The following is a 21,475-nucleotide window of genomic DNA, read 5'->3' on the forward strand; positions in this document are numbered from 1 at the left end:
TCCCTATTTGTCAATGTATTTATTTTTTTTAATGCAGTTATTGTTTCAGAATCTCATCTTTTCATCAATTATTTCTCATATATACAACTTGCTCTGCCTCATAGTCTTCATTATCCTTTTCAAATATAATCCTTATTCTTAATATTTTAGCATTGCTTAAACTGCTTTCCTTTAATAATGAAACATACATATATTTTATATAACTTCCCAATTCCACAGTAGGTTTAATATCTTTATCACCGCGGCCATAACGAATATTGTTATTTGTTATGTGAAAAACATAATTTTCGCTGCTTAATTCTCCATATTTAAATGATATTTTATTGCTTATCAATTCCACTCCCACAGGCCGAATATAGCTTATAGAATACATATTTAAATCATCTTTTCGTAACAATGAAATATTTTCAGACTCCATTATTTTATTAGTCATGAAATTCAGAATATACTGTGCTTGAAATTGCAGTTCTGATTCATTATTTATGCTCTTATAATTTTTCAAATTTGTAATAAAAAAAGATATTACCAAGAAAATAATCATTGTAGAAAGTCCCAGAGCTACTAACAATTCAATCAATGTAAGCCCTTTTCTATTATTCTTCATATTGCACCTCAAAATTTTAATATTTCTAAAGTACATCCATCATTCCTACGACCAATTATCAAACTCTAAATAATCATGTAAGTCAAAAACATTATTCTTTACATCATAATAGCCAGGAACTAAAATTATCAAATCTACACAGGCATTTTTTTCAACATTTTCAGAATTATATTTAGACATTACATTAGCTGTTAGTTTATCATCGATAAACACCAATGTACCGCCATTGGTTACTTCTACTATTGGGTTTAATCCTCTGTATACTCTGTTTTCCAAATTTGCAGTCACGTACAGCTTATAACTCTCTTCAAAAATATTTTCAGCTTCCATTTCATTTAAAGGAAATAGAAACAAATATTCTTCAGCTTTTTCCAAAGAAACTTCTGTCGCCTCCTCCATTAATCCATAAGCATCAACAAAAGCAACATTAAGTCCAGTTTCCGACATGTAAAAGGTTTTTTTAGATTCAGTATTAAACCTTTTAAGTTCATACTGCATCATTGAAATATTCAATATTGAAACTCCTAAAACAATAACTATAGCTATTACAATAACTAGAAGAACTAAGGTAGAACCCTTATTATTCATATACTTTACTTCCTGCCAAACTGCTGATTATTTCTCCCTCACTAATAATATCAATACTTATGTAATAAATAATACTATTAGGATCTATTGCTATTTCAGCTCCGTAATTATTATCCGCCTCACTCACGTTCCTCTCATAGCACCCCGTTTCACTGTTAAAAATGTATAATTCAGTATTCAGCTCGTCCATAGCTTTGATTTCCTCCATATACATTTGTGCTGTCTGAATGGATTTATATTCATTGTCACTGAAATTAATTATTCTCTGAGATGTTATAAACATATTCATCAACGGGCATATTACAACTCCCAACACCGCTAAAGTCATTATGATTTCAATTACCGTTAACCCCCTCTTATTCATAACATTATTCATCTTAAAACCTCACATTTTCAAAGGTAGAGCATAAAATTTCAGATCAGCTACGCCATAGATAACATCTCCCTCCCATGCTATAGTGCGCATGTTAGTTAAGGCAATGTCCATATCATCATTTTTAATATCATCAATAAACACCAACATATCCACATAAGTACTTTTAAATTCTATTGTCAAACACATATAAACTCCGGGAATTTCACTCAATATTTCTTCACTTTCCGATTCCGCCAAAGAAACAGGAATTATTTCAGTGAAATTAATATTGGTAATTGCTATATTGTTTCTCATACAGTGCTGGTATACGACTGCTAAAACTTTCTCCTGCAATATATCTGTTTCCACATTATAGTTATTAATTTCATCTAACAATTCATCCTTTCTTTGTCCATATTTACTTTTCATTATTAAATTTTGGGACATGTTTTCATATTTTATACTTGTCTCACTGTATTCATCCCTTATTGGATTTAATTTTTTATAAAAACTGCCAAAATCAATTCTCCTCATTAATAATATTGAAATTACTATAATAATTATCGAAATAAATCCCGTGAGTTTATTATTAATCTTCAAAATTACTCACATCCTTAAATTTGCATACAACCGAATATGAATAGTTGTGCAGCAGTTCTTGCTTAACAGCAACTGACGGCATATAGATACTTTCGATAAAATCTATAACTCTAAGATTATGCATAAATAAAGTAACTTCAACCATAGAAGTAGAAACACACTGCAATACAGTATTGTTCTTATCTACTGAAACAGAAATTACCTTTGTATTGCGCGGTATAGCATTTAAAATTTCCTTAAATATCTCAGAACACACATAATCATCATTTTTTATTGCAATCTTAAGCATCTTGATTTGCTCAATATATTCCTCTAAATAAATTACCTCATTCTTTAGATTTTCAATTTCAGCATTAATTTTTACATTTTCTTTGTTATTTAAGAATAAGCTCATAGTTTCAATTTCTTTTTTAAACGAGCCATTAAAATTGCTTATCGCATAATATGCCGAAATGAATATTGTTAAAACTGTTAAAGCAACTACAAAGCGAAAATTAGATTTGAATTTTTGCTTAAATCCTTCAGTTAAGAAATTTACATCTCTTTTATCACCGATTAACGCTAAAACAGAAACAAAATAATTATGAATTTCAAAATTTCCATTAATATAATCACCATACAATTTTACATTAGAAAGTTTATTTATAATCTCAACATCACAATTCAAATTGACTGATAAGTATTCCTGAAAACCTTCTGCTTGTGAATAAGCCCCATAAATATAAATTTTATCAATATAATTAACATTATCTAATGAATAATAATATCTTATATACTTACTTATCTCATCCAGCCATCCATGCATTAATTCAGCCGAAACACATATAGAGTTACTGTAATTTAAAGGAGTTTCAGCAACTCTTTCAATGAAATCTTTTTCAAATTCAATATACGAAATTCTAGAAAAATTAGTGATGCCATTTTTTACAACACAAAAAGAGATGGTGTTTAATCCTAGATTTACAAAAACAAAAATACCACCAGATTTAATAACATTGTTGTTAACAGATAATCCGTGGTCATATATTTTATTAAGACAGTTATATGAAACATCAATACTGATAAGCTTAAGCTTCAACCTTCGTGCTAATTCTTTGTATTGGTTAAATAATATTATGGGCAGGCAATAAATAACGTATATTGCATTTTTAATTCCATCATCAACAGAAATATCAGCAGTTTTATAAACAACCGCATACAGGCTTAAATCCGCTGACACAAGCTGTTCTAGTTCCAGGCGTATCATCGATATAGTTTCGGATTTTTTCTTTAATAACGGCAATTTAATTTTTCTGGTTATGACGGTATCTGAATTAATAACCAAAACAGCCTTCTTAGTTTTAATTATGTTCGTAGTTAACGATTCATTGATTAAATTGACAATTAAATCCATATCAATGATTTTACCATCCGCGACACCAGAAGGAATATTTATTGATGTACAGCTGCTAATTGACAATATTTCACCCTTTTTTATACATTCAATAATTTTTATACTAAAATTATCTATTTCAATGGATAAAATTTTTGCCACATGCAACATCCTTTCATAAATACAATATAAATCAGTATAAATATTATATAAAGAATGTCATATATTGTCAAAATATATATTATTAATATATCTTCAAGAAAATATATTATATTTAACTTAATTGTATAATTATAGTTATAATTGTTTAAAATATTAAATATTCAGGCGTCCAAAAATAATGAGAGGCCGGAACTTTGAATAATGCTCAATGGTCCGGCCATGTTTTTTTAATTTGAATTTCTCATATAGACTGTTTGTTCTGCAGGATATTCTTCACTGTCTCCCTTTTGTAAAGTAAGTTTGATTTTCACAGCGTTTGTACTCTCAGGAGAAATTTCAAGGTCAACAACATAGCTGCCTAGTTCAACAGGTGCATCAGTACCGTATTGATAAATTATCTCGTCACCTTCTCTTTTGAAAGTAATTTCCGTTCCATCAGCATATTCAAAAGCGAATCTATCAATATAAGCACCTTCATTATACTCTTCAGCTTCTAAAATTTTATTAGTCATAAAATTTATAATAAACTGTGATTGATATTGTAATTCAGATTCATTATTTATTCGTTCATAATTTTTGTAATTAGCTATAAAAAATGACATAACGGCTGAAATAACTATACCTGCTAATCCAAGAACAACCAATAATTCAATTAGTGTAAACCCTTTATTGTCTTTCATACTACTACCTCTCAAATGTTAAATAAAAATTTTGAGTTTATGTTTAAACTCAAAATTTTTATATTAATATCTTTATTGTTGTTTACTCTAATGGAGGCATATCTATAGAAATAATGTTTATTGTTTTAGGAACTACTCCTAAATCAACAATCATAAAATCATTAATTACTTCTATACCTAAACTCACGTCTTTTTTATTGCACTTTAAACTGTATGTTATTGTATATGTTTTTCCATCTTCTATTTCATCTTTATTCAGATTGCCTAAAGTATCTGCAGATGAAACAATTGTACTTCCTTCATATAATTTATAGTTGTTCAAAGTGAAATTGTTATCTGAGTCCCCAATCATCGAAAGATTAAAATCAGCAGAGTCTTGTCCCGCTATAAAACTAAAGCCAAATGTGTAATCAAATTCTGCCACTACAGTGAAATTTGTTCCGCTTATTGCTTCAAGCCCCTTATTAGGATACATGGAGTGCCCAATCAGCTCATTTATAATTTTCTCATACTCAACAGTATATGTCACATCATGTTCAGGCATATTTCCTGATATAATTTCATCCCCTCCTTTAATCTTCCATCCTGGTTTTTCAGGAGATGATACGTTGTAACCGTCATTTACATTTAACACTTCAATATGAGTATCAAATATTTCACCATCTTTATACTTGTAGTTGATATTTAAAGTATATTGTGATCTTTCCCAAACTGCATACAATGTTATTCCATTAGATGGCATATTAAAATTATTTCCTGCACTATATATTACTTCTCCATTACTGCTTGTGCTCCACCCCATAAATGTGAAGCCATCTCTAACTAATGTACCTTTATCAAGTACCGTTACTTCATTGCCAACATAGTAATTTCCGTCATCTACAGGAACCTCTCCTCCTGTGTTTCCATTGCCATTATACCTCACATTGTAAGATGGCTGAGGATAGTATGGAAAGTTCAAATAAATTGTTGCTCTTGATACAGGAATTTGAGCTGTAACAGCATTTCCATCCTCATCCAAAGCCACAGTTGATTGACTAACGTATCCTTTCAATGGTCTAACGTAATCTGCAGAAGTTATTATATCTCCTAAGGCAGCTGATTCTATAACGTTTGATCCTTCAATTATTACACGATTTTCAAATGGAATTATTTCTCCATTACTATTTACAGGTTGTCCACTGCTATTAGCTAAGAAATATGATACATTTACCGTACCTCCCCCAGCAGATAACCTTGTGCTTTGGAAATTTTGTTCAACCCACTTTTCATTGTGATTTTGATATATAACAGACGATACTCCTCCGGTATCAAGCATTGCATCATCTGGGATAGGATTACCCCCTGTAACATTGAATCGAATATAATAAGTGAGAGAAGCCCTTGTTTCTGTAATATCTCCGAGATTCCAGCTGATTGAATTATTTGTCACTGTTGCTGTACCTGGCATTGCATTAATTGGATGATTAATATCACCTGTAATTATTGTAAAATTATATCCTGCTTCATCATTTGCTATAATTGAACCACTAATTCTTGAATTTGTACCTGCCTTTGCAATTCTTCCGGCAATATCTGTAAATACTCCACTCAGATCCTCTGTAGTCAAATAAAAATTATCAGTTCTAGAGGCTATGTGTTCCATTGTATACTGTGCATCACTATTACCTGAAACAGCAAATCCAACAGAATATATTTCAATACCTGATTTTTTTGCCAGGAGAGCTTGAGAAATTGTTGGAAGTCCGTTATTCGTTACGGGATATTTTTCTACCAAACGTGGCTCCCAGTAACCATCTACCCAAACATTTTCATAATTACTGTATGCATAATAGTACTCATCACTATCGTAGTCATAATCTCCACCAGTACCTAAAACATTTGAATTAAATTCAGTTAACTTATATCCTATATCTGAAGAATAATTTAAAGCTAAATCTTCATCCACAGTTGGTTCAGCTTCTGTAGCTCTATAACTAAATGTTGGTTCACCATCACTTAACACTACAATATATTTGTTGTCTGCTGTACTTCCTTCCAGTATATCCTGGGCTTTTTTTATACCTGCCTGAATATGTGTACCACCAGTTGCTTTTATACTATCAATTGCAGTATTTAATGCAGTGTTATTATGTGATAGTCCGGAATCTTGATATACTGTACCATTTCCATAACCGCTGCTGGAGTATGAAACAACTGCAATATTATTTAAAGTTCTTAAATTTTCTGTAGCAAGCAAAGATGCTACGAATTTTTTTGCTGCTTCTTTAGCTTCTGCTATTCTTGTAGTTGTTATGCTACCGGAAGTATTTTGTAGTGTTCCTTTTGAACTAGGAAAAGTAACTGTAATATCCTGTCCATCAATAGTACCCATAGCTTGACTGCCACCAAAAATACTGATTAAAGCATTAGCACAATTATCGTTGCTTATTGAATTCCATGAGATAAAATTGCTGCTGCTGCTAGTCATTCTATAACGTGCTGCATTAGTTATCAATCCCGATACAGTTATTGCTGCACCGGATTTATATCCTTTAAAAGCTCCGCTGCTGTCAACATAGGCAGTTAAGGAAATAGTTGCAGAACTGCTGGTACGATTTGTCCACGTTCCTTTTTTGCTTTTATTATTAGATTGATAGTTTATTGTTTTGTTTACCGTAAATGTTAACGGAACTTCCTCGTATGTCAAACTCAGCTCTTCATTCATACTTCCTGAACGGTCAATTACCAGTACCACATCAGTTTTCTTTGGCATTCCTTTTCCGTCCAGAGCCATTGTTACCTTAGCAATATTCTCCTCACCCTCAACCCATTCTGCTGTTTTTTCCAATCTTACGTAGCCTTCATTAGGGTATTGAGGAAAATTAACTGTATCCCCTTGAGTATATTGAATTGGTTCCATCTCACTGTCACCTGCAACTGCATCGGCAAAATTAACAGAAAAAACAGAAATTAACAAAAATAATGTTAAAGCAAAGCACATGGTTTTTTTAAACAATTTATTATTCATATTTTAACCTCCCACTAAACATGTATTATTTTCAATGTTATCATTCGACTATTCCATCTGCCAGCTATTAAATTTCATAAGCCTGCTAAAATCAACATTGATTGTTTCATCATCAGATGTATCACCGGTAACAAATGTTGTTACCTTAATTGTACTAATACTTGCGCTATCCTTAAATATTGTTTTATGAAGATCATATTCAGCAACTATTTTCGAAACAACATCCTTATTATGTTTGAAAGTTTTTTCACCTGTAGCTGATAAATTTACATTTCCACCAACTATAAGCGCCCCTTCAAAATCAAAGTCACCTGATACAGTCATATTCCCATTAGTTATTATCAATCCCTTGAAAATTACATTGTCCGAAATAACCAAATTTTTATTTGTAATTATAACACCACTGTAATTTCCGCTTGGCAGTGTGAACGTACCGGTTACATCGTCTATATAAACATATTTACTTGCTGTAAGTGAGTTTTCAATATCTAAGGGCATATTGTCTAATTTAACCTGTCCTGAGAAATTAACATCACCTAAAAAATTATCCTCATAGTCTTTTTCATATCCTAACTTTGTTGTTTGAATGTCATAAACATCTTCTGCTTCAGTAAACACTTCATAATCCTCAAAAGCTATAGTAGCCTCTTCAAGGTTTCCTTCATTAATGGTACTGCCTATGGAATGTATTTTATTTACATTTAAATCTATTCCCAAAGGTATTGTTAAACCTCCATATTCTTCATTATAATAATTTATGTAAGCAGCTTTGTGCATTGCAGTAAAATTACTTCCATCAGAGAAATGATCTGCAAGTCTCATAAAGTCGTAATCTGCAAATTCAACATTTCGCAAGTCTTTTCCGTCAGAAGAAACAGCTGATGCAAATGTCAATGGCTGCATATAAGCTCTGTAATTTCCTTTAACAGACACAGATTCTCCTGTTTGATATTTAAGAGTATCATTTATTTTTACATACGAAGTTCCGTATAAATACAAATCTTCTGTTACCACAATGTCTAACCCTAATGATTCATTGATGTTGATACCGCTGGAATTATCAGGAGCAGGATTATTAGTTCCATCTGAGAATCCATAATACGAACCGTCGATTAATACCTTTTGATTCTGATTATTTATTTCCAAATCATCTTTAACATATATTTTATTCCCAGAATCAATTGTTTCAAATGTTGCGTTGTTGCCATTCAGGTAAATATTATTTGTATACACATTTTTAACTTTAGTTATTGAAGAGTTACCATCAATGTTCATATCTCCATTTACTGTTAAATCTCCTTTAAAAGAAGTATTTAAATTATCATCCTCAACATTCATGTCCCCAGAAATATGCACATTTCCTTCAAATTCACTGTTGCTGCTGATATTTAAGTCATCAGCAGTCAACACCATTGTCCAAAATGGATTAACAGGGATTATTTTAGTCACTACAGTATATGGCTCGTTGTATTCTGGAACATCGATTGTTAAATTTACCGATGTTTTCTTCTGAATATTATCATCATTGATATATTCGGAATCAACTGACAAGCTAAGTTGTGTATACAAGTCATCTGCAGAATTGTAATTCCACCCGTTGTCAACAACTGTTATCTTAGGATTGTCAAGAATATCAAGGTTGTTAAGACTTGCAATTTTGCCATCAAGATATAGTTTGTAATTATGATTAAATATTATCTCAGCTTGCTTTTGAATTTCATCTTCATCAAAAGTATATGTTACACCAATTGGTGTTCCTTCATCATCATATTCAGTGTTTGGAATTATACATAGACTATATGGACTGTTGTTGTTTAAATACTCCATATTATCAAGCCTAAAAGCTCCAATAAAAGCATTAGCATCACCATTAGAGTCTTTTACAGCATCTTGTACAAATGCATAAGTATTTGAATATGTTTCATCCAAGCCTGCTTCAGATCTGTAAAACGCATCTTTAATTTCTGTGTTTGCTTTTTTGATTTTATAATTCATCATTGTAACACCTAAAACAGATGTTCCAAGCAAAGATATATCTCCTATTGCCACAACTAACAGAACTAAATTTGATCCTTTATTGCTTTTTATTTTCTTTTTCATATATATCATCCCTTTTTATTTCTAAAATGAAATCCTAATTTATTTCTTATGGTTCATATTTAAAAATTGTAGAGCCTATAATATCATCAATTACTTTTTCCCCGTCTTTTTCTACATGGATATTAATATTGTACAATATATTTTTTGCTGTTTTATCAAATGAAACAATATCATCTTCGTCTTCAGTATAATTGTTGTATATTTTATTTACTTGCCCTTTTACTACATCAACTACACAATCATATGTTGTATCACCAACTATATTATAAATGTATAAAGTCACTTCATCGCTTCGTTCATTCGTAATACCTATTTCTGCATCAGTATTTAAAAGCACTTTGATATTTTTTTTATCTGCATTTGTTATTACAATATCCACATCACCGTTGCCGTTGTTAGTTACAGTTCCAAATCCATCCCAATAAATAACAGATTCTTTTTTTATTTTAAGCGTAGAAAATTCTGTTACTAAATCAGCCGGATTATCAACTCCAACCTCACCACTTTGCATACCTGCTTTTTTTACGCTGATTGTCAAATCATAACCATCCTCAGTTAAGTTTCTTTTATATGTATCTTCACTGGTTATATATGGATAGCCATCTGCATTATCTGTGTCAAGAACATCCATTCCTTTGATTTCTTCCATATACTTTTGTGCAAGCTGAATGGCATTATACTCATTTTCACTTTCTGTATTGATCTTTTGTGAGGTTATAAACATTGACATGAGAGGAGCAATAACAATACCTAAAACAGCCAGTGTAATAATTATCTCTATTAACGTCAAACCTTTGTTATTCAACAGCTTTCTCATGCTAATCACCTCTTTCATTATAATCTCTAAACTTCTTAAACTTGTCCCATAACGACTAGTAATGCAACCAAGATGTATTATTTTCTAGTTACTATTACTAATCTTGCGTCTTTGAAGTATACTCTTGGATTTGTTGTGTCATCATCTTCAACTTCAATACGTACTTTTAATCCTGTTGTATTGGTAACAGCTATATTAACCCCTGCAGAATCAGTTTTTGAATTTCTTGCACTTGAATATATTTTTATGAATATGCTGTCACTTTCTACAGGTGCAAATTCCATCCATGTTCCATCACTTGGATATGTGCTGCTTTTAGTTTTATATTTATAATAAATTTTGTCGTTATCTTTTTTAAACTGGAATTCAACTTCTTCCATTTTATTGCTGTCTGCATATACATATGTGCTTCTGCTTTTATCTTCTGCTTTACCTACTATTACAGTTGGCAAGTCTGAACTTTCCGGTTTAACACTCATGTAGAAATCAAAGCTGTTGCCGGCATTTGCAAATGTCGTTGCATATCCATCAATTAAAAATGGATTGTTTTTTCCGAACTTAACTAAATCCTTCCACAGCCATTCCTGGTTTTCTTCAATAAAGCTATCAAGTTTAGGAACTCCGTAGAAATTTAGTGTCATGGTTCCCTGGAGAATATTCCCTCCCGGTGATACTGTGTTTATATTGGTGATGGATATATCTACAGCATTGATTTGTATTGCATCAATAAATTTTATCATGCTGTCATAGGTGCTTTCAAATGCTACGTTCACAGAAATTGAACGAATTGTAAGAGACGGCTTCTGCTCAGCTTCTTCTTCGGATTTTTGAGCCTGTTCTGCATCAGTTCCTTCCTCTTTTCCAATATCAGCAGTGTTTTGTTCACTTACTGAGCCTGTCCCATTTATTTCACTCATTATGGTTTCTAAGGTGCTTACAGCTTTAGGTTCCCCGTGTGCAACAATGTCGTTCATGGGAACTACTGTTGCATCTGTAAAGCTTATGTTGTTTGCATCAATGTTGTTGTTGGTAAAATAATTATCTAAAAACACTATTATGTTCTCCTGCTGAATATCTGAAATCACGTCTAAATTATTAATTTCATCGCTAAATAACTTAACATTTTCTTCGTACTTGCTTTTTAACAGAAGGTTTTGTGACATAGTGTCATATGCATCACTTTTTTGATTGTATTCCTCTTTCATTGCATCTAAATTAAATAAATTAGAACCTGGCAAAAATCTATATGCTGCATATCCTATAACTGCTACAATCAATATGAATATTAACACTTTCTCTCTTTTACTCAGCTTCATTTACAATCACATCCTTTATGTCACATATTACTGAATAGGAATAATTAAAATTGCCGCCTTCGGCGCTATCAACCACAGCAGGTATATACACATTATCAATAAATTCTACCGCTTTTAAATTTTTCTCAAATTGAGCAACTTCTTGTCTTGAAGCTGAACTGCACTGCAATTGTATGCTGCTTTTATCTATGGACATGGAATTTACTTTAGTTCCTACAGGTATTGAAGAAGCAACCTGTTCAAACATTATTGTTGTAACCGCATCTTCGTTTCTGATAGCTGTCTTTAACTTATCAACTTCATTTTTATAAGTTTTCAGCAGCAATGCCTTGTTTTTCATTGCAATTGCTTCTTCGCTAGTTTTTATATTTTCTTCATTGCTGATAAACTCATCCATTGTGGCAATTTCTTTTTCTAAGGATGACTTTTCAACCATGTATGAATATATATAAAACGCTAAAGTTAAAAATAGTATGAGCCCTACTGCCATTAAACCAACATTAGCATTGAATTTGCTCTTATGCTTTTTCTTTTTGTCAGTTAAAAAGTTAATATCATTTTTGTCAATATACAATGACAGCAAAGGAATCAAATAAGATTTAATATCAAAGTTACTTTCCGTTAAGCTATCTTTTATAACAACATTTGATACTTCATTTATCATTTCTGTGTCAATGTTCAAATGAGATTCTAAATAATACTCTAGTCCTATAATTTTAGCAAAACTGCCATAAATATATATTTTTTCTATTTGTCTTTCCTTGTTGTTTGAATTGTAGTACCTTATATATCTGTTGAATTCGTCTATCCACATGTTTATGTTGTCTTCTAAAATGTTTATTTTAGAAATATCAGACAAAATTTCAACATTTTCACCCAGCGGAAGAGTTTGTATTTCATTCATTGCTTCTTCTTGACTTAGTTCAAACACAGTCCCATAGTTTTTAACTATGTCATAAATACCATTTGAAGATATCCTTGAAAAATCATCTTTTCCGTTATTTACAACACAAAATGATATGTTGCTGTATCCAATGTCAATAAATGCTGATGCTGTTCCTGATTTCAGATTTTCCTTGTTTATAGTCAGCTTTTGACCTGCAATTTTGTCGAGGCAATTAGAAGCAAGATCAATAGCTACTAACTCTAACTTAAGTTTCTGGGCTAACTCTATATATTGTTCATATATTCCTATTGGAAGTCCATATACTATATATTTTCCCTTTTCTGTACCATCTGATGTAACTGAATCTGTTTTCTTATAAACCAGTTTGTATTGATTTAAGTCAACAGGTAAAAGCTGATCTAATTCGCTTTTTATCATTGACATTGTTTCTGTTTTGCTTTTTAGTAATGGTAATTCCATGTTTCTTGTAACAGTTGAATTTGTATTAATAATAAATATTGCATTTTTTGATTTGATATTATGTTCTGTCAATGCTGTTTCAACAGTTGCTACAACTGAATCCATATCAATGATTTTGCCGTCATCAATGCTTCCCGGTTCAATGTCTAAAAAAAGGCTCTTATAAATCGTTAACGAAGAACCGCTTTTGGTTCCTTCCAAAATTTTTATATTCCTGTTTTTAATTTCTACAGATAAAATTCTCCCCATGGTTTTACCTTTCTATCTAATATTTTAGTATGTAATCTGCTGTTACTAAAAATCTCTTTATGCCAAACTATTGTCATTCTGAACGCAGTGAAAAATCTCAGTATTATTAAAAGATGAGATCCTTCGCTATGCTCAGGATGACAAAATTACATAATTATGTTTAAATACCAATTTATTATTTCGTTTCCAAAGTATATATACATTAAAGCAGATAAAGATATGAACGGTCCAAATGGTATTTCATCTTTTCTGCTTTTTACTTTCGTAATTAATAAAACTAATGAAATTACTGCTCCTGTGACGAAGGAAAATAATGTTATAAACAGAACTCCTTTGACGCCAAATATGAGTCCCAATACTGCCATCAGCTTTATGTCCCCGCCGCCCATGGCATTTGTTATAAGTGCTATTAATAAAAACAATCCCAGTCCTATTCCTGCTCCAATTAAGCTGTCAGTTAGTATTGTTTTTTCTAATATGATAAATATAATTCCTGTTATTCCCCCGACAATATTTAAACTGTCCGGTATTATTTTGTGCTTTAAGTCTATGATGCTTATGGTTATAAGCAAGCTTATTATGAGACAATACCAAATTGAAGTTAATGTAAAGCCGTATTTCAATGCTATGAATGCATACAACACTCCGTTTAGCAATTCTATCAAGGGATACTTCATGGAGTACGGTGAACCGCAGTATCTGCATTTGCCTTTGTTTTTTATGTAATTTACCACCGGTATCATGTCTATGTAATTAAGCCTGTGTCCGCAGCTTCCGCAGGAGGACGGTGGATATGCTATTGATATTCCTGAAGGTATGCGGTAAATGCATACATTCAGGAATGAGCCTATGAAAAGGCCGTAGATCAAAAATATTATTGTCATTATTTTTCCCATGTTTGGTTGAATGGTTTCAAAAAAACCATCGCCAAATATTTACTTAAATGTTTTTTCAATGTGCCTAATTAAGACACACGAAGCGTTCCCGTGTCTTTCCCGTGTCTCTCCTTATTATTATGGTCTAGGATATAAAGTTTCAGTAGTTCCACCATCATTTACAATTGTTACCGTAATAGTCGAACCTGAAGTACTAACAGTTACTTCGGTATCAAGATCTACTCCATCAAAATCACTTGATTGAAATTCTATTCCATTAATATAGTTATCATCAATTAAATCTTGGGCACTAACATCTGCCGTTGTTTCAGTTTTTGCATAATATAGCTCAGCCGCCTTTGCAATCATTGCTCCTGTTGAATAATCAGCATCTTCTCTTGCATCTTCCTGTACACCCAAAAACCTCGGTACCGCGATTGCCATAATAATAGCCAACACTGCCAATACAACAATTAATTCAATTAATGTGAATCCTTTTCTGTTTTTTAATTTGTTAATAATTCTAAACATATTCTTTCTCCTCTTCTCTTCTTCTCTTCTTATTTTTATATTAATCTTTCAAGAATTAATTTCATTAATTATAATTGCACTTTCTTGAAAGTCATATACTTTTCTAATATTTACCCTTTTCTGTTTGGTTTAAACATTTTTCGACATATATTAGTATTAATAAGTGATGAGATCCTTCGCTTACGCTCAGGATGACAGCGTCTCTTTTTTTGATGAGATCCTTCGCTACACTCAGGATGACAGCGTCTCACTTCTCGTATTATGCAACGTCTTACTTCTCGTATTATGCAACGTCTCACTTCTCGGATTATTGCACTGTCTTTACCATGTCAAACATTGGTACTACCATTGCTATTACTATGAAGCCGTTTATTATTGCCATGAACACTATCATGATTGGCTCAAGCATTGTTGTTAACCTGGTTACTGCAGTATCTACTTCTTCGTCGTAAAAGTCTGCAGTCTTGTCCAATATTTCTTCAATTGAACCTGAGTCTTCTCCAATTTTTATCATGGAATGTACCATTGGAGGGAAAACTCCCTGCTGTCTTAAGGGCTGTGACAATGCCAGTCCTTTTCTCACATCTTCTCTTGCTTCTAATATTTTGCTTCCTATGTATGTGTTGCCTGTTACCCCAGACACAGTTTCAAGCGCCTGTAAAAGCGGAACACCGCTGCCCATCAATGTTGCCAAAGTCCTTGTAAATCTTGAAGTTGCTACCTTAAGGGCTAAACTTTTCACTACGGGAATTTTCAATTTATAATAATCTTCCTTTAATTTAACTTCTTTATTCCTATTAAAAATTGACATTCCAAATGCAATGATTACCATTGCCAAGATAATTACATACCAATATTTTTTTATGCCCTCACTCATTCCAATCATTACTTGAGTAATCTTTGGAAGTTCAACTCCTGAGCTTGCATACATGTCAACAAATGTAGGCATTATTGTTGTCAAAAGGAACACTACAACTGTAATACATACTATTGCAAGTATTATCGGGTAGGTCATGGCACTTTTTACTTTGTTTTCTATTTTATATTCTTTTTCAAAATGAGTTGACAATCTGTTCATTATAACATCTATGTTTCCGCTTAATTCCCCTGCTTCTACCATGCTTATAAAAATGCTGGGGAATACACCCTTGTGATGGGACAATGCTTCTGACAGTGTGTTGCCTCTTTGCAAGTCCTCATACATTTGACCTATAATTTTACTTAAATGTTTGTTTTCTGTCTGCTGCCTTAGTATTTCAAGGCTGTTAACTATTGTTACTCCTGCTTTTAGCATGGCATAAAGTTGTTTGCAAAATACCGCCAAATCTTTAGCTTTTATTTTTTTAGTGTTGTACTTGCTTAAATCTATTGAAGATTCTGCTTTTTTTATGTCTATTATGACGTATTTATTTTGCTTTAAGAAGTCAATGACTTCTGCTTTTGATTCTGCATTGTGGTTAATTTTATGTTTTTTCCCTAATTGATCCACTACACTACATTTATATGCTGCCATAGTTACCTTCCTTTTTTAATGTGGCATCTCGCAGTCTCAGTCTCATATTTGTTTCATCACATAATCGTAATCCATTACTGATTTTAAAAGAGTCTGCCTCGATATAATTTTTTCATTGTACATTTTCAGCAAACTTGAATCCATTGTCTGCATACCAAATTTAGAGCCAGTTTGTATTTGATTTTGTATTTGATGAGTTTTCTTTTCTCTAATTAAATTTCTTATGGCTGGCTTTGAAACCATTATTTCAACAGCTGCAAACCTCTCTTTTTCTTCTATGTCAAGCACTAACTGCTGGGATACAACTCCCTCTAGCACATTGGCCAGCTGTATTACTACCTGCTGCTGTTGGTGAGGAGGGAAAACATCTATTATACGGTCTATGGTCTGAGCAGCTCCTGTTGTATGGAGAGTTGAAAATACAAGGTGTCCTGTTTCTGCAGCCATCAGTGCTATTTCCATTGTTTCTAAATCTCTCATTTCCCCTAACAAAATTACGTCTGGGTCCTGTCTCAAGCACGAGCGCAGTCCTTCTACAAATGACTTAAAATCACTTCTGTACTCCCGCTGGTTCACAATGCTTTTATTGTGTTTATGTAAATATTCAATCGGATCCTCTAAAGTAATGATGTGACATTTTCTCTCGTTGTTAATAATATTGATCATTGATGCCAAGGTTGTTGATTTACCGCTGCCTGTTGGTCCTGTCACAAGTACAAGGCCTCTTTGCCTCTGAGTAAATTCATATAAGACATCCGGCATATTAATTTCTTTTAATGTAGGTATTTCCATTTGAACAGAACGAATTGCTATGGAGTAGCTTCCTCTTTGTTTAAATATATTTATTCTAAACCGTCCTAAGTTTTGAATTGCATAGGACATGTCATAGTCTCCAATATCATTTATTTCTTGTAACTGTTCATCTGTAGTAACCTGTCTAACTAAGCGCTCAGTATCTTCTGGGGTTAATTTGTCACTTCCTATATTCAGCAATACACCATTTACCCTGTAGACCGGAGCACAACCAACAGATATATGTAAATCCGAGCCTTTCATTGACATTAATTTATGCAAAAGATTATTTATTTCCATAGTTACCCAATTCCCCCACTAATCCAATTTATATACAACTTGTGAATACTCTTCAATAGTTGTAACTCCTGATAACACTAATTCTTTGCAGTTATCTTTAAGAGTTTTCATGCCGCCCTTTTCTGCAATCCTGGTTATTTCGTCCATACCCCTTCCACATTGTATGGCTTCTCTAACGTTCTTATCTACTTTTAATATTTCATGAATGGCAATTCTTCCGCTGTATCCTGTATAATAGCATTTTGGGCACCCCTTGCCTTTATGCAATTTTACATCTCCCTGTACTTCCAATAGACTTTTTTCAACGTCGCTTGCTTCATATTCTATTTTACAATTAGAACATACTCTTTTTACAAGCCTTTGTGCAACTATTCCTCTTACTGATGCTGCGACTAAAAATGGTTTAACACCCATGTCCTGTAATCGCATAATAGTTGATGGCGCGTCATTGGTATGTATGGTTGAAATAACAAGGTGTCCTGTGATAGCTGCTCTTATAGCAATTTCTGCAGTTTCCTCATCTCTTATTTCTCCTACCATTATTATGTCAGGGTCCTGCCTTAATATTGACCTTAAGCCTGTTGAAAACAAAAGTCCTGCCTTTGTATTAACCTGTACCTGATTTATTCCTTCAATTTTATATTCTACCGGATCTTCAACCGTTATAATATTTTTATTTATTTTATTTAGTTCGTTAAGAGCAGCATACAATGTTGTGGTTTTTCCGCTGCCTGTTGGTCCGGTAACTAATATTACACCATTTGGAGCTTCTAATATAGAATCAAATGACTCCATATTTTTTTGTGTAAAACCAAGTTCTTTTTTTGTTTTTAAGAAATTCCCACGGTCCAAAAGACGCATTACTATTTTTTCTCCATATACTGTTGGAAGTACTGAAATTCTAAGGTCTATTATAGAATCATCTATTTTTATTTCAATTCTACCGTCTTGAGGTAATCTCTTTTCAGCTATGTTCATTCCTGCCATTATTTTTACTCTTGTTACAATAGCAGATTGTGTATGCTTAGAAGGTGTTAGAATTTCTTGTAAATCACCATCAATTCTTACCCTTACCCGCAGCCTATCTTCTAATGGCTCAATGTGAATATCGCTTGCTCCCATTTTCAGAGCTTGTCTCATAAGTGAGTTTATAAGTCTGACAACCGGTGAGTTGCTTACATTTATGTCTGTTTCTTCATTTATTACTTCAAAATCTTCATTAACGAGATTTTCTTTATTAAAGTCTTCAACTGCTTTTTCAGCACTTCGTCTGCCCATATATTTTTCAATGGCATTTGTTATTTGGACCTTTGTAGCAAGAACAACTTCTGATTTTTTTCCTGATTCCATTTCAATATCTTCTATATCGAAAATATTCAAAGGTTCACTCATAGCTACAAGCAATTTATCATTAATAATCTTTAATGGAATAGCATTTGTTCTTTTTGCCAGTTTTTCTGATATTAATATTGTTGCGTCTAAATTAATATGGAAATTGTCTAAATTAACTATTTCCAGTCCTAATTGTTCGGACAATGTCAACATAACTGTTTTTTCAGTTATATAACCTTTTTCTACTAATATTTCACCGAGTTTTTTGCCACTTCCAGTTTGCAATTTTAAAACTTCATTTAATTGTTCTTGTGTTATTTCTTTTTTTTGCAGAAGAATATCGCCAAGTTTTAAAGTTTTACTAGATCTGTTCATAATTTCTCCTTTGATGTATAAAAATAACACTGATTATTTAAAAATAACTAATTATGATTAATTTCTTCTTTTATTTCATTATATTTTAATCTGCATAATTTGTCAAATGGTATATACAGTTTTATTACAAAAATCTATTAATTTTTCAACGAAACTAACGTTTTCTGTAAAATATTCTTTACAAATTATTTTTAGTTTATTATTTCATTTTCTTTCATTTTTCAGCAAGAACTTCATTTATATTCATTATTGTATATTAAAACTATTACATTTCTATTATTTAGCAATTTCATTTTAATTATATTTCAATTACATTTCAATTACAAAAAAACGACACTCACGTGTCGCCCAGACTATTGACAAACCACATTTATGTCATCCTGAACAAAGTGAAGGATCTCATCTTTGTTGAAAACATGAGATTCTTCGCCTGCGTCTCAGAATGACAAGGTCGGAAAGTTAACTTTGTCATCAAGCTGAGCGACACTCGCGTGTCGTCTAAATTTTGCTATTTTTCTACTTTTTTTTTCTTTGCTTGTCTTTTGGAACCACACAAGTACCTGAAGCTCTGCAAACTACTATCGGTTCTTCTAAGAAGTCGCAGGCAGAATCATTTATGTCTTTTCTCGGTACGATTACTTTTCTTGCTTCAAATTTCATTTTTCTTGATGAATTACCAACTGAAACTAATTCTCCCTCTGCTTCAATGTAATCTCCTGCATACACAGGTGCAAGAAATTCAACATTGTCATATGCACAGAATAACCCCTCATCTCCATCATTTCTGATTAACAGTTCTGTTGCAACATCTCCAAACAATCCCAGCATTCTGGCTCCATCCACCAATTCTCCGCCGTAATGAGCTTCATGTGCGCTCATCCTAATTCTAATTAATGATTTCATTTTTACCCTCCAAATTTTTTGCTCTCTTGTCACTTGCCCCGTGACAAGTTTATTTTAGCACTGTAATGTATAAATGTCAATTTTATTCATTTTATTTATACCTATACCAAGTCCTAAAATAATCCAGAATAATGGTGCAACCGATACTATGTTATCGTTAAATATTCCTGCAGCTAAATAAGCAGTTACACTTAAAAAAGCAGAAGCTCCCATATATTCTAAAAGTGTATGAATTTTCTTGCGAGAATACAGTTTAAAACTGCCTATGAGATAAGTTACCCAAATAAAAATGAGTGATATTAATGATATTGCCCCGGTATTTACTGCCGTTTGCATATACATGTTATGAGGTTTGTCTACCACAATATTAGTCATGCTTTTTCCTGTGTTAAATCGTCCCACATAATCCTCTTGGGGAAACATCAGACAATAATTGTCAGGTCCATATCCTATGAACAATGTATTTTTTAACATAGGTAATGTTCTTGACCATATATATCCCCTGTTGGATGCGAAGGTTTCTCTTCCATCAAATAATTTAATCCTTGGTGCAGTAACAGGCTCTGTAAGCTTCATATTCATAGAAATGACTTTAACCGTATCATCTTCCATGGCATAAAGGTTCAAAGGTCTGTTGTAAATTTTTGCGTTGATAAATGGGAATCCGTCTGTATGTCTGAAACTGTAGTCTCTGTATCTCTCATCTCTGAACGTTATGTAATCATTAGTATCCTTAAGTATATCAAGGATATTTCCTTCTCCATCTTCAAAAGTCACTTCACAATTCACTACTGTTCCTTTTATTTCCTCACCTGTTGTTTTAATTGTAAATGTATTATTTTTTACAGATACTTCTTCAAACCTCACCTTTTGTCCTTCCTGAATTGTTTTTAACTTTTCTGCTTCTAACAAGGGACTTAACCTTGAAAACTGGCCAAAAACTCGTCCATTAGATGCTATATTAAAAGCAATTGCTATAATTATATATATTATTATTAACAAACATATTTTTTTATATTTTTCTTTTAGCACATTCCTGAACATTACAATTCCAATTATGCCTGCAACCATAATACCTATGTATCCGGCTCTTGAATTACACCCAAGCCATGTTGTATATGTGAGTACTGAAGAAATAAAAAATATAAAATCTTTTTTCTTTTCACCGGAATTTAAGTAAAGCATAACAGTTATTGGCAGCAAAAGTGCTCCGAAGCTTCCGACAAAATTTGTATTGTACATGGTTGCGTAAATTGTATATTTTCCAAAGGTAAATTCAATATTTGCATCTTCAAGTGATTTTGGGGTTATTAGGTGTTTGCCTACTTCTGTCTGTAAAAAATCATAACCAAAGTATTGGCTCAGCCCAAGTATGCCCACGATAATACCAAGAATTACAAATGAATAAATTATGATTTTAACATCTCTTTCAGTATTCACGAAATTCATTATGATAAATGTAAGCAAAACATAACAAAGTAGCACTGACATACCTTGGTACATATCCGCAAAGCCTAACAATGCCACATTCCTATAGAGAGACATAAATGTTGACAATACAACAAACAAAGCATATATTGCCATGGGTATATAATATCTGTTGTATTTTTGAATTGAAATTTTATGTTTAAGAAA

General features: G+C 32.3%; 18 protein-coding genes. All 18 read right to left on the minus strand.

Annotation, left to right across the window (positions count from 1 at the left end; genetic code table 11):
* Positions 1 to 64: 64 nt before the first annotated feature.
* On the minus strand, positions 65 to 604 hold the full coding sequence (locus SA378_RS09675; RefSeq protein WP_318525787.1) for a PilW family protein: 540 nt from the start codon (positions 602 to 604) through the stop codon (positions 65 to 67).
* 45 nt (positions 605 to 649) lie between these two features.
* On the minus strand, positions 650 to 1,192 hold the full coding sequence (locus tag SA378_RS09680; protein ID WP_318525788.1) for a hypothetical protein: 543 nt from the start codon (positions 1,190 to 1,192) through the stop codon (positions 650 to 652).
* Positions 1,185 to 1,568 (minus strand): prepilin-type N-terminal cleavage/methylation domain-containing protein, encoded by a 384-nt coding sequence (locus tag SA378_RS09685; RefSeq protein ID WP_318525789.1) that lies wholly within the window; start codon positions 1,566 to 1,568, stop codon positions 1,185 to 1,187. Before SA378_RS09685 ends, SA378_RS09680 begins: the two co-directional genes overlap by 8 nt.
* Positions 1,569 to 1,577: 9 nt before the next feature.
* Positions 1,578 to 2,147, minus strand: a complete 570-nt coding sequence (locus tag SA378_RS09690) for a hypothetical protein (RefSeq protein WP_318525790.1) — start codon at positions 2,145 to 2,147, stop codon at positions 1,578 to 1,580.
* Positions 2,137 to 3,681 (minus strand): pilus assembly protein PilM, encoded by a 1,545-nt coding sequence (pilM, locus tag SA378_RS09695; RefSeq protein ID WP_318525791.1) that lies wholly within the window; start codon positions 3,679 to 3,681, stop codon positions 2,137 to 2,139. Before pilM (SA378_RS09695) ends, SA378_RS09690 begins: the two co-directional genes overlap by 11 nt.
* Before the next feature lie 227 nt (positions 3,682 to 3,908).
* On the minus strand, positions 3,909 to 4,361 hold the full coding sequence (locus SA378_RS09700) for a PilW family protein (protein WP_318525792.1): 453 nt from the start codon (positions 4,359 to 4,361) through the stop codon (positions 3,909 to 3,911).
* 82 nt (positions 4,362 to 4,443) lie between these two features.
* Entirely contained in the window at positions 4,444 to 7,371 is a 2,928-nt protein-coding gene (locus SA378_RS09705; protein ID WP_318525793.1) for a VWA domain-containing protein, read from the minus strand.
* Between the two features lie 48 nt (positions 7,372 to 7,419).
* Positions 7,420 to 9,471 (minus strand): hypothetical protein, encoded by a 2,052-nt coding sequence (locus SA378_RS09710; protein ID WP_318525794.1) that lies wholly within the window; start codon positions 9,469 to 9,471, stop codon positions 7,420 to 7,422.
* 46 nt (positions 9,472 to 9,517) lie between these two features.
* Positions 9,518 to 10,306 (minus strand): type II secretion system protein, encoded by a 789-nt coding sequence (locus SA378_RS09715; RefSeq protein WP_318525795.1) that lies wholly within the window; start codon positions 10,304 to 10,306, stop codon positions 9,518 to 9,520.
* A gap of 59 nt (positions 10,307 to 10,365) precedes the next feature.
* The gene (locus tag SA378_RS09720; protein WP_318525796.1) at positions 10,366 to 11,604 is read right to left on the minus strand and encodes a hypothetical protein; all 1,239 of its coding nucleotides are present in this window, start codon (positions 11,602 to 11,604) and stop codon (positions 10,366 to 10,368) included.
* The gene (pilM, locus tag SA378_RS09725; protein ID WP_318525797.1) at positions 11,591 to 13,219 is read right to left on the minus strand and encodes a pilus assembly protein PilM; all 1,629 of its coding nucleotides are present in this window, start codon (positions 13,217 to 13,219) and stop codon (positions 11,591 to 11,593) included. The genes SA378_RS09720 and pilM (SA378_RS09725) overlap by 14 nt, the downstream gene beginning before the upstream one ends.
* Before the next feature lie 146 nt (positions 13,220 to 13,365).
* Positions 13,366 to 14,103 carry a prepilin peptidase gene (locus SA378_RS09730; protein ID WP_318525798.1) on the minus strand — a complete coding sequence of 246 codons (738 nt, stop codon included), beginning with the start codon at positions 14,101 to 14,103 and terminating at the stop codon, positions 13,366 to 13,368.
* A 129-nt stretch (positions 14,104 to 14,232) separates the two neighbouring features.
* Positions 14,233 to 14,625, minus strand: coding sequence for a type II secretion system protein (locus SA378_RS09735; protein WP_318525799.1), 393 nt, complete (start codon positions 14,623 to 14,625; stop codon positions 14,233 to 14,235).
* Positions 14,626 to 14,932: 307 nt separating this feature from the next.
* Positions 14,933 to 16,138 (minus strand): type II secretion system F family protein, encoded by a 1,206-nt coding sequence (locus SA378_RS09740; RefSeq protein WP_318525800.1) that lies wholly within the window; start codon positions 16,136 to 16,138, stop codon positions 14,933 to 14,935.
* A 42-nt stretch (positions 16,139 to 16,180) separates the two neighbouring features.
* On the minus strand, positions 16,181 to 17,230 hold the full coding sequence (locus tag SA378_RS09745; RefSeq protein WP_318525801.1) for a type IV pilus twitching motility protein PilT: 1,050 nt from the start codon (positions 17,228 to 17,230) through the stop codon (positions 16,181 to 16,183).
* 18 nt (positions 17,231 to 17,248) lie between these two features.
* Entirely contained in the window at positions 17,249 to 18,937 is a 1,689-nt protein-coding gene (locus SA378_RS09750; RefSeq protein WP_318525802.1) for a GspE/PulE family protein, read from the minus strand.
* Positions 18,938 to 19,453: 516 nt separating this feature from the next.
* Positions 19,454 to 19,840, minus strand: coding sequence for a hotdog domain-containing protein (locus SA378_RS09755; protein ID WP_318525803.1), 387 nt, complete (start codon positions 19,838 to 19,840; stop codon positions 19,454 to 19,456).
* Between the two features lie 54 nt (positions 19,841 to 19,894).
* On the minus strand, positions 19,895 to 21,475 hold a 1,581-nt coding region (locus tag SA378_RS09760; RefSeq protein WP_318525804.1), incomplete at its 5' end, for an O-antigen ligase family protein.

Origin of the sequence: Sedimentibacter sp. (genome assembly GCF_033447055.1) — a bacterium.
Taxonomy (GTDB): domain Bacteria; phylum Bacillota; class Clostridia; order Tissierellales; family Sedimentibacteraceae; genus Sedimentibacter.

What these genes read in the sequence shown, in the direction of transcription:
- SA378_RS09675 (WP_318525787.1), bottom strand. Translation starts at nt 604, where the DNA reads ATGAAGAATAATAGAAAAGGGCTTACATTGATTGAATTGTTAGTAGCT.
- SA378_RS09680 (WP_318525788.1), bottom strand. Translation starts at nt 1,192, where the DNA reads ATGAATAATAAGGGTTCTACCTTAGTTCTTCTAGTTATTGTAATAGCT.
- SA378_RS09685 (WP_318525789.1), bottom strand. Translation starts at nt 1,568, where the DNA reads ATGAATAATGTTATGAATAAGAGGGGGTTAACGGTAATTGAAATCATA.
- SA378_RS09700 (WP_318525792.1), bottom strand. Translation starts at nt 4,361, where the DNA reads ATGAAAGACAATAAAGGGTTTACACTAATTGAATTATTGGTTGTTCTT.
- SA378_RS09705 (WP_318525793.1), bottom strand. Translation starts at nt 7,371, where the DNA reads ATGAATAATAAATTGTTTAAAAAAACCATGTGCTTTGCTTTAACATTA.
- SA378_RS09710 (WP_318525794.1), bottom strand. Translation starts at nt 9,471, where the DNA reads ATGAAAAAGAAAATAAAAAGCAATAAAGGATCAAATTTAGTTCTGTTA.
- SA378_RS09715 (WP_318525795.1), bottom strand. Translation starts at nt 10,306, where the DNA reads ATGAAAGAGGTGATTAGCATGAGAAAGCTGTTGAATAACAAAGGTTTG.
- SA378_RS09720 (WP_318525796.1), bottom strand. Translation starts at nt 11,604, where the DNA reads ATGAAGCTGAGTAAAAGAGAGAAAGTGTTAATATTCATATTGATTGTA.
- pilM (WP_318525797.1), bottom strand. Translation starts at nt 13,219, where the DNA reads ATGGGGAGAATTTTATCTGTAGAAATTAAAAACAGGAATATAAAAATT.
- SA378_RS09730 (WP_318525798.1), bottom strand. Translation starts at nt 14,103, where the DNA reads ATGACAATAATATTTTTGATCTACGGCCTTTTCATAGGCTCATTCCTG.
- SA378_RS09735 (WP_318525799.1), bottom strand. Translation starts at nt 14,625, where the DNA reads ATGTTTAGAATTATTAACAAATTAAAAAACAGAAAAGGATTCACATTA.
- SA378_RS09740 (WP_318525800.1), bottom strand. Translation starts at nt 16,138, where the DNA reads ATGGCAGCATATAAATGTAGTGTAGTGGATCAATTAGGGAAAAAACAT.
- SA378_RS09745 (WP_318525801.1), bottom strand. Translation starts at nt 17,230, where the DNA reads ATGGAAATAAATAATCTTTTGCATAAATTAATGTCAATGAAAGGCTCG.
- SA378_RS09750 (WP_318525802.1), bottom strand. Translation starts at nt 18,937, where the DNA reads ATGAACAGATCTAGTAAAACTTTAAAACTTGGCGATATTCTTCTGCAA.
- SA378_RS09755 (WP_318525803.1), bottom strand. Translation starts at nt 19,840, where the DNA reads ATGAAATCATTAATTAGAATTAGGATGAGCGCACATGAAGCTCATTAC.